The organism is Deferribacterota bacterium, assembly GCA_034189185.1.
GTDB lineage: Bacteria > Chrysiogenota > Deferribacteres > Deferribacterales > UBA228 > UBA228.
This window is the reverse complement of record JAXHVM010000233.1, coordinates 1-2,273: the sequence shown is the minus strand read 5'-3', so window position 1 is coordinate 2,273 and position 2,273 is coordinate 1. Positions and strand designations below refer to the sequence as shown.

Annotated in this window: 3 protein-coding genes; 1 reads left to right on the top strand and 2 read right to left on the bottom strand. The window is 30.8% G+C overall.

All coding sequences use genetic code 11. The annotated features are described in order from the left end of the window. A partial coding sequence (locus tag SVN78_10325; protein ID MDY6822002.1) for a hypothetical protein occupies window positions 1-1,509 on the top strand: 1,509 nt, incomplete at its 5' end. Window positions 1,510-1,522: 13 nt separating this feature from the next. Here the strand turns inward: SVN78_10325 and SVN78_10320 are convergent. Beyond that, window positions 1,523-1,663 (bottom strand): CcmD family protein, encoded by a 141-nt coding sequence (locus tag SVN78_10320; GenBank protein ID MDY6822001.1) that lies wholly within the window; start codon window positions 1,661-1,663, stop codon window positions 1,523-1,525. A gap of 1 nt (window position 1,664) precedes the next feature. Then, window positions 1,665-2,273: cytochrome c biogenesis protein (locus tag SVN78_10315; GenBank protein ID MDY6822000.1), on the bottom strand; the 609-nt coding region annotated here is incomplete at its 5' end.

Genomic DNA, 2,273 nt, shown 5'->3' with positions numbered 1-2,273 from the left:
CTAAATATAAACATTGAAGATAAGCATTTAAATGTTACAGATAGTAATAATAGGTATATCATAAAAGATCTAGATCTAAGCAATTATAATGGTGAATCTATATATTTAGATGAAGGTTTATCTATGGTTTTAAAAAATACGTCAGATACAAACTTTAAGGTTAAATTGACAAATGGCAATAAACTAGATTTTGGTGATATGGCAGTTACAAATAGTGGTTCTGGAGAGGACCTCTTTTTCACTCTTAACAATATAAAAGATGCGTTAGAGTATAATATTGTTGAATATGGCATTGGCGAACCTAGTGCATGGCAATCTGATACATATAAATCAGAGGCAAAACCCTTTTTACAAGGTGAATTTAGTGGAAATTATAATGATAAATGGAGTTTTAATATAGATGCTAATAACGGATTAAGCACCTTTCATTTACAAGGAGAGCAAACATTTAACCTAACAGGGAAGATCGATGATTCTCTTTGGCAGAATAGAGCAAAAGATATTGATTATAATATAGTTGTTAAAGATGGTTATAACAAGCCCCATATTATTAATATAGACAATGATTATGATTCAACCGATGAATTAATAGAAGATTTAAATAATCAATTAGCAGATTTTAATTCAACGGCATATATTGAAAATGGTTATATCAAGGTTGTTTCACCAGGTGATACAAATATTTCTTTACATGCAGAAAATAATAATGCAGCTAAATTATTTGGTTTTACTAATTCTGAGAATGAGCCACTTAAAAATACAATTATTTCATCAGCAAAGCCCAATATACATTTAAGTGACAAAAGTAAAGATGAGAGAACAATAGCTATCAATATAATAGATGATGATAAGATAAAAGAAACATATGAGATTACATTAGAGCAGAAAAATTATGACAGCTTAGATGATGTTGTTAGCTACATTAATAGTTTAGAGGATTTACCAAATGGCATTGATGCTAAAAATATAGAGGGAAGACTGGCTTTTAGTTTTGATAACAATATAGATGGACTACTAGTAGAATCAAAAGAGGATAATGAGCTTTTAGGTTTTAATAGGATCGGTGATTCATTAAAATTAAACATTGTAGATGATGAAGAAAGGCTTGTGAAAAATTTAGAAATAGATACAGCTGGCAGGGCATTTGATGTTGCTGATGGCGTTAAAGTAGGTTTTGATGAGGGTATTATTTATGCAAAGGATCACTTTACTGCAACAGTGGGCTCAGGAATAAGATATGAATTGAGCAAGTTGGATGAGATTGATAAGAATTTACTACTTCATCAAACCAAAGAGGGGAACAAGAGGAATCTTATAGACTCGACGATCAATTTCAATGATATTTTAATTGAGACAAATGAAGAGATAAAGGCAGATGATTTGGGTTCAAAGCAAGAAGATATTGTAAGGGCCGCAACGGAATTACAGAGAGCAAATCAAGCATATCAAGCCGCACTTGCTGCAACCACTATGAATAATCAGATTAGTATATTAAATTTCTTGCAGTAAAAGAAAATATGTTTTAATGAGTGTTTAATTTATCTTTTAGTTTTAACAGTCTTGTTTTTAGATCTTTCAATCTTTTAGTTAGGGTATACAAGTAGTATCCTAAAATTAGCCATATTAGCATATAGGCTATTACAAGGTACTCTAAGTTATCCATTTTAATCCTCTTGATATTTTAGTTTATTTATCTCTAACTCTATATTGCCCGCTATCACTCTTTTAATAATTAAATTAATATAGAGAAAAGTAAATGCTGCAAGAGAAACAAATAGGGTGTATAGCATTGATTGCTCTAAGCCACCACCTTTGCTAAAAACATCTGGATGGATAGTCCTAAACCATTTTATAGCAAAATAAACAAATGGCACATCAATAAAACCAATAATTCCCAAAATGCTTGAGAAGGTGTGTTTTTTTTGTTCGTCATCTACGAATTTTCTAAGTAAAAGATATGATATGTATATAAACCACAGTATAAGAGTAGTTGAAAGTCTTGGGTCCCACGTCCAATAAGCTCCCCACACAGGTTTTGCCCATAGTGGGCCAGTTACAAGCACAATTGAACAAAATACAATGCCAATTTCTGCTGAGGATGAAGCTATATTGTCACAATATATGCTATTTTTTATAAGATATAGAATGCTAAAGATAAAGGTAATAAAAAAGGCAAGAAAGCTAATCCATGCAGATGAGACGTGAAAATAAAATATTTTTTGTACTATTCCCATAGTTTTTTCTTCAGGGGCATAAAAAAATATCATAAAAAT

Bases quoted from the DNA above. Each gene is read 5' to 3' on its own strand.
- SVN78_10320 (MDY6822001.1), bottom strand. From the start codon at position 1,663: ATGGATAACTTAGAGTACCTTGTAATAGCCTATATGCTAATATGGCTA.